Genomic DNA, 6,214 nt, shown 5'->3' on the forward strand with positions numbered 1-6,214 from the left:
GGGTGGCGCTGTCCATGTCGCCGGTCACCAGCCGGGCGTCGCGGGCCGGCCGGTCGGCCAGCGGGTGGCCCGCGTCGAGTTCCTCCACCCAGCGCGAGGCGTCGACCTCCAGGGAGGGGCGTCCGCCCTCCCCGCCGACGGACAGCATCGAGGCGAGGACCTCGCGCGAGAGCACGACCGGCTGCTCGTGGGGCGGGACGTCCTCCTGCGGGGCGTCGCCCGAGGGCGAGGCCGTCGGGTCGGGCGACGGCTCGGCCGCGTCCGGGGTGGCCACGAGGGTCACCGGGCCGGACAGGGCCGGGCCGAGCACGCGGTCGGCGAACTCCCGCACCTGCCGCGTGGTCACGGCAGGCCGCTGCTCCCGGATCCGCGCGTCCACCCGGCGCGTGGCGGGCCAGGCGTCACCCACCGCCTCGGCGGTCCCGCGCACGTCGAGCCCCCGGCCGGTGCGCGCCTCGGTCACCACGGTCTCGGTGCCCTCCAGGCGCACCGAGGCGTCCCGGGCCGGGGTGCCCACCTCCTGGGAGAGCCGCCCCAGCCGCTCCCGCAGGCGGGACTCGTCCACCGTGACCACCCAGTCGCGGTGCACCTCGCCGGTGGCGCGCACCCACAGGTCGCGCGGGTCCCAGGTGCGTCCCGTGGTGCCCTCGAGGCTGGCGTCCACGTCGTGGCCCAGGCCCAGCTCGGAGGCGGCGATGCGGTGCGGGCGACCGTCGACGACCACTGTCATCGGCTCCCGGTCCAGGCGGTCGGCCTCCTCCTGCAGGGTCCGGTGGGCACGCTCGTGCGACAGGCGGCTCACGTCCGTGCCGCCGACGACGAGCTGGCGCGGCGTGGTGCGCCCCACCACCAGCACGAGCGCGAGGTAGACCAGGGCGAGCAGGCCGACCAGCAGGAAGACGGTGGAGGCCACGCCCTGCCAGCGGGTTCCCTGCCCGCGCGGCGCGGGCGCCGTCACCGGGTGCCCCGCATGCGGCCGCGGTGGAAGAGCAGCGGGTCGGTGTCGTCGACCCCGTCCGCGCGCCCGTCGCCCACACCCTCCACGAGGCCGACGAAGAGCGTGTGGTCACCCAGCACGACGTGGTGCACCACGCGGCACTCGGCCGTGGCGAGTGCCTCGGTGAGCAGGGGCAGTCCGGTCATCGGACCAGAGTAGGTCGGCACCCGGTCGAGCTGGCCCACCACCGGGCGGCCGGGCGTGGACAGCCACTCCCCGTGGCGGCGGGCGGAGGCCGGCAGCACGTTCACGGCGAACACCCCCGAGGCGTGCACGGCCTCGCCGAAGCGCGCCGCGTTGTCCACGAGGATCCCCAGCAGCACCGGGTGCAGGGAGACCGGCACCACGGCGTTGGCGGTCATGGCGTGCACCCCGGACCCCCAGCGGGTGGTGAGGACCGTCACCCCGGTGGGCAGCGCGGACATCGCGGCCCGGAAGGCGTCCCGGTCGGCCATGGGGCCGGCCAGCGGGGCCCGCAGGTCGCTGTCGCCGGTCACGACCCGCCCCGATGCCGGGTCGAGCCGCGAGTAGCCCTCGGCCGGGGCCGCCCGGTGTGCCACGAGGTTGGTCATGGCCCACCACCCGTCGTGCTCGGTCACCTGGGTGGCGTGGGCACGGCGGGCGGCGGAGACGGCCGCCAGGCTCGAGGGGGTGCCGTGCACCTCGTGCGTGACGTCCTCGTCGGGGCGCACCCCACTGGCCCAGGCGTCGACCTCGCGGGGGTGCTCGGGGTCCGGTCCCTCCGGGCGGGGCACGACGACGCCCTCGGTGGGCCGGCCCCGGAAGGAGCCGGTGGGCTCCACGGGGTCCACGTGGTCGGCCACCCAGCGGCGCCCCTCGGCCTCCCAGGACCGTGGGGTCACGGCGGCGTACAGCTCGGGACGGGTCTCGGCCGGCAGGGAGCGCACGGCGGCCACGGTGGCGCGGTGCACGGCCACGTGGTCGGGGTGGCCGTAGCCCCCGGTCTCGTCGTAGGTGAGCACGATGCGGGCGCCGGTGCGCTCGACCTCCTCGCGGACCAGCGCCGCCAGCGCGGACCGGTCGGCGTTCACCAGGGCCCGCGGGTGGGCGGCCTCGGGGCTGCCGGCCATGCCCGAGTCGCGGAAGAGCGCCGCCGCCGGGTCGGGCCGACCCGGCTCCTCGCCCAGCACCCGCACCTGCACGCCCAGTGCCTCCGCCGCCGCCGCCAGCTCACCGCGGCGGTGCGGCGCGAGCGCCTCGGTGCCCTCCAGGTGCTGGAGTCCCGGCACCATCACCTCGCCGTGGTCCCCCAGGGTGCAGGTGAGCACGTGCACCGGGTGGCCCCGCTCGGCCAGGGTGGCCAGGGCCACACCGGTGGCGAGGGTCTCGTCGTCGGGGTGTGCGTGGACCGCCAGGACCGGGAGATCGGCGGGCGTCGGGTGCTGCATGGGGCAACCGTAGGCGTCCCGGGCACGGCCGTTCACCTCACGGTCATGTGCTGCGGCTATGTTGCACCCATGCAGATGGAACTGCGCGAGTACATCGACCGCCTCTCCGCGGAGGGCTACACCGTCCGGGACGACCAGGGGTCGGACCCCGACCTCATCGATCCGGGCGGCAAGGCGGTCGAGACCTGGCGGGAGAACTACCCGTACGACGAGCGCATGACGCGCGAGGACTACGACGTCGAGAAGTACCTGCTGCAGGTCGAGCTCATCAAGTTCCAGAACTGGACGCAGAAGTCCGGCTCGCGCCACATCCTCGTGTTCGAGGGCCGCGACGCCGCCGGCAAGGGCGGCACCATCAAGCGCTTCATGGAGCACCTCAACCCACGCTTCGCCCGCGTGGTGGCGCTCAACAAGCCCAGCGAGCGCGAGCGCGGCGAGTGGTACTTCCAGCGCTACGTCAACCACTTCCCCACCGCCGGCGAGATCGTCTTCTTCGACCGCTCCTGGTACAACCGCGCCGGCGTGGAGCGTGTCATGAACTTCACCAACGGCCCCGACTACGAGCAGTTCATGCAGCAGGCGCCGCAGCTGGAGAAGATGATCACCGACGCCGGCACCACCCTCACCAAGTTCTGGTTCTCGGTCACCGCGCACGAGCAGCGCACCCGCTTCGCCATCCGCCAGATCGACCCGGTGCGCCGCTGGAAGCTCTCCCCCATGGACCTCGCCTCCCTGGACAAGTGGGACTCCTACACCGCGGCCAAGGAGGACATGTTCGCCCGCACCGACACCGACTGGGCGCCGTGGATCACCATCAAGTCCAACGACAAGAAGCGCGGGCGCATCAACGCCATGCGCTACTTCCTCAGCCAGTTCGAGTACGAGGGCAAGGACCACGACATCGTCGGCGAGCCCGACCCGCAGATCGTGCGCCGCGCCAAGGACACCATCGGCGACTGACCGCGCGGGCCGGCCCCGGTCGACACGCCGCGGAGGTGCCGGACGCCGGGGCCAACGGCTAGGGTCGCGAGGTCCCCACCCCCGCCCGGAAGGACCCATGTCCCCCTCCGCAGGACCGTCCACGCCCACCCGAGCCGCCCGGGGCCCCCACCCCGACGGCGCCCCCGGACGCTGGACCGGCGCCGACACGGCGTGGGTGATCAGTCTCTTCGGCACGGCGGTGGGGGCCGGCATCCTCTTCCTACCGCTCAACGCCGGCTCCACCTCGCTGGCCCCGCTGGTGGTGGGCACCCTGCTCATCGGGCCGATGACCTACTTCGCGCACCGGGCCCTCTCACGCCTCATCTGCGCCGCCCCGGAGAAGGGCAAGGACATCACCGAGCTCGCCCGCGGCTACTTCGGCGAGGTGCCGGGCACCCTGGTGACGGTGCTGTACTGGCTGTGCTTCTACCCCATCGTGCTCATCTACGCGGTGGCGCTCACCAACACCGTGGACGACTTCATGGTCCACCAGCTGGGCCTGGCCTCCCCGCCGCGGTGGCTGCTCTCGCTGGTGCTGGTGGGCCTGATGATGGCGGCGGTCCTCACCAGCCAGAAGCTGGTGATGGCCGTCACCCAGGCCCTGGTGTACCCGCTCATCGCCCTGCTGGCGGTCTCCACGCTGCTGCTCGTGCCGCACTGGCGCCCCGGGGCCTTCCAGTGGATGCCCGAGGGCGACTTCGGCACCACGCTGTGGATGCTGGTGCCCACGCTGGTGTTCGCGTTCAACCACTCGGCGGCCATCTCGCAGTTCTCGCTGAGCATGCAGACCGAGCAGGGTGACCGCGCCGCCGCCAAGGCCTCCCAGATCCTGCGACGCACCGCCACGCTGCTCACCGTGTTCACCATGGCCTTCGTCTGGTCCAGCGTGCTCGCTCTGGGGCCCGACGGCCTGGAGCGCGCGGAGGGCTCCAACCTCTCGGTGCTGTCCTACCTGGCCAAGGAGATGGACAACGCGTTCTTCCTGTGGGCCGGCCCGATCATCGCCGTGGCGGCCATCGCGTCCTCCTTCTTCGGCCACTACCTCGGTGCCGCGGAGGGCGGGCGCGGCCTCGTGCGCGCCCTGGTGGACCGGCGCGAGCGGATCGGCGACCGGACGCTGGACCTGGGCATCGCGGGGGTCTACGGCCTCACCGCGTGGCTGGCGGCCGTGCTCAACCCGACCATCCTGGACATCATCGAGGCGCTCTCGGGCCCGGTCATGGCGGCCTACCTGTACCTCATGCCGATCGTGGCCATTCACACGGTGCCGGCGCTGAAGCCCTTCCGCCACCGCGTGGCAGCGCACTCGTTCGTGGTGGTGATGGGCCTGGTGGCCGTGAGCGCCGCCGCCTACGCCGTGCCGAAGGCCCTCCAGCCGTACCTCTAGGACCTGCCCTCGCCGGCGCCACCCCCGGCCCCCGGAGGGTGACGGGTCACAACTCGGTTGCGATCGGTGGACGGGCCGGGCGGCGGCGGGCGCCCCGTGCCGGCCCGCGGTTACATTCCGCGCCATGACCTCTGACTCCCCCTCGCGCAGCCGCTGGTTTGGACTGCTGCCCCGCATCGTCCTGGCGATCGTGCTGGGCATCCTCGTCGGCCGGATCGCCCCCGAGGCACTCACCCGCACGGTGGCCACCTTCAACGGCCTGTTCAGCAGCTTCCTCGGCTTCGTGATCCCGCTGATCATCCTGGGCCTCATCGCCCCGGCCATCGGCGAGCTCGGCCGCGGCGCCGGCAAGTGGCTGGCCCTCACCGCCGCCCTGGCCTACGGCTCCACCCTGTTCGCCGGTTTCCTCGGCTACGCCGTGAGCTCGGCCGTGCTGCCGGACCTGCTGCGCGGCCGCTCGACCCCCCAGCTGGGCAACCCGGAGGACGCGCTGCTGGCACCGTGGTTCGAGATCGAGATGGACCCGGCCTTCGGCGTCATGACCGCCCTGCTGCTGGCCTTCACCGTCGGCGTCGGCATGACCATGATCAAGGGCGACACCCTGCAGCGCGGCTTCGAGGAGTTCCGCGAGATCGTCAACAAGGTCATCAGCGGCATCATCATCCCGCTGCTGCCGGTCTACATCTTCGGCGTCTTCCTGAACATGACCGCCGCGGGCGAGGTGTGGAACGTCATCACCACCTTCTCCGGCGTGATCCTCCTGGTCTTCGCGCTCACCGTGGCGCTGCTGCTCATGCAGTTCGGCGTGGCCGGCGCCGTGTCGGGGCGCAACCCGCTGGTGCTGCTCAAGAACATGCTCCCGGCCTACGCCACCGCCCTGGGCACCTCCTCGTCGGCGGCCACCATCCCGGTGACCCTGCGCCAGAGCCTGAAGAACGGCGTCTCCGAGCCGGTGGCCTCCTTCGTGGTGCCACTGTGCGCCACCATCCACCTGGCCGGCTCCACGGTGAAGCTCACCTGCTTCTCCATGGCCGTGATGATGCTCTCGGGCATGGAGGTGCACCCCGGCACGATGGTCGGCTTCATCCTGCTGCTGGGCATCATGATGATCGCCGCCCCCGGTGTGCCCGGTGGTGCGGTCATGGCCGCCGTGGCGCTCATGGAGAGCAACCTCGGCTTCAACGAGGCCCAGGTGGGCCTGATGATCGCCACCTACATCGCCATCGACTCCTTCGGCACGGCCACCAACGTCACCGGCGACGGCGCCATCGCGCAGGTCGTGGACCGTCTGGCCCGCAACCGCGGCTTCGGTCGCCACGGCCAGAAGGAGACCGCGCGCGACGAGGCGACCACCGGCGTCAGCCCCGCTGCGGGTGTGGCCGCCACCCGCACGGCCTGACGCACCACATGCCGGAGGCCGGCACCCCCGTGGGGGTGCCG

Annotated in this window: 5 protein-coding genes; 3 read left to right on the forward strand and 2 right to left on the reverse strand. The window is 72.7% G+C overall.

Features of this window, described 5'->3' with window-relative positions; genetic code table 11:
- Together HMPREF3099_RS01990 and HMPREF3099_RS01995 are read right to left on the reverse strand one after the other, a co-directional pair.
- Positions 1 to 913: peptidoglycan binding domain-containing protein (locus tag HMPREF3099_RS01990; protein WP_141761937.1), on the reverse strand; the 913-nt coding region annotated here is incomplete at its 3' end.
- A 41-nt stretch (positions 914 to 954) separates the two neighbouring features.
- Positions 955 to 2,406, reverse strand: coding sequence for a flavin reductase (locus HMPREF3099_RS01995; protein ID WP_101849082.1), 1,452 nt, complete (start codon positions 2,404 to 2,406; stop codon positions 955 to 957).
- 69 nt (positions 2,407 to 2,475) lie between these two features.
- Here HMPREF3099_RS01995 and ppk2 point away from each other — a divergent pair, with 69 nt between their 5' ends.
- The 3 genes from ppk2 to HMPREF3099_RS02010 all read left to right on the forward strand — a co-directional run bounded on the left by ppk2 (position 2,476) and on the right by HMPREF3099_RS02010 (position 6,173).
- Positions 2,476 to 3,366, forward strand: coding sequence for a polyphosphate kinase 2 (gene ppk2, locus HMPREF3099_RS02000; RefSeq protein WP_070703523.1), 891 nt, complete (start codon positions 2,476 to 2,478; stop codon positions 3,364 to 3,366).
- Between the two features lie 196 nt (positions 3,367 to 3,562).
- Positions 3,563 to 4,774, forward strand: coding sequence for an SLC5/6 family protein (locus HMPREF3099_RS02005; RefSeq protein WP_141761938.1), 1,212 nt, complete (start codon positions 3,563 to 3,565; stop codon positions 4,772 to 4,774).
- A 124-nt stretch (positions 4,775 to 4,898) separates the two neighbouring features.
- Positions 4,899 to 6,173, forward strand: coding sequence for a dicarboxylate/amino acid:cation symporter (locus HMPREF3099_RS02010; protein WP_083323411.1), 1,275 nt, complete (start codon positions 4,899 to 4,901; stop codon positions 6,171 to 6,173).
- Positions 6,174 to 6,214 lie beyond the last annotated feature (41 nt).

Origin of the sequence: Kytococcus sp. HMSC28H12, assembly GCF_001816045.1 — a bacterium.
In the GTDB taxonomy this organism is placed as follows: domain Bacteria; phylum Actinomycetota; class Actinomycetes; order Actinomycetales; family Dermatophilaceae; genus Kytococcus; species Kytococcus schroeteri.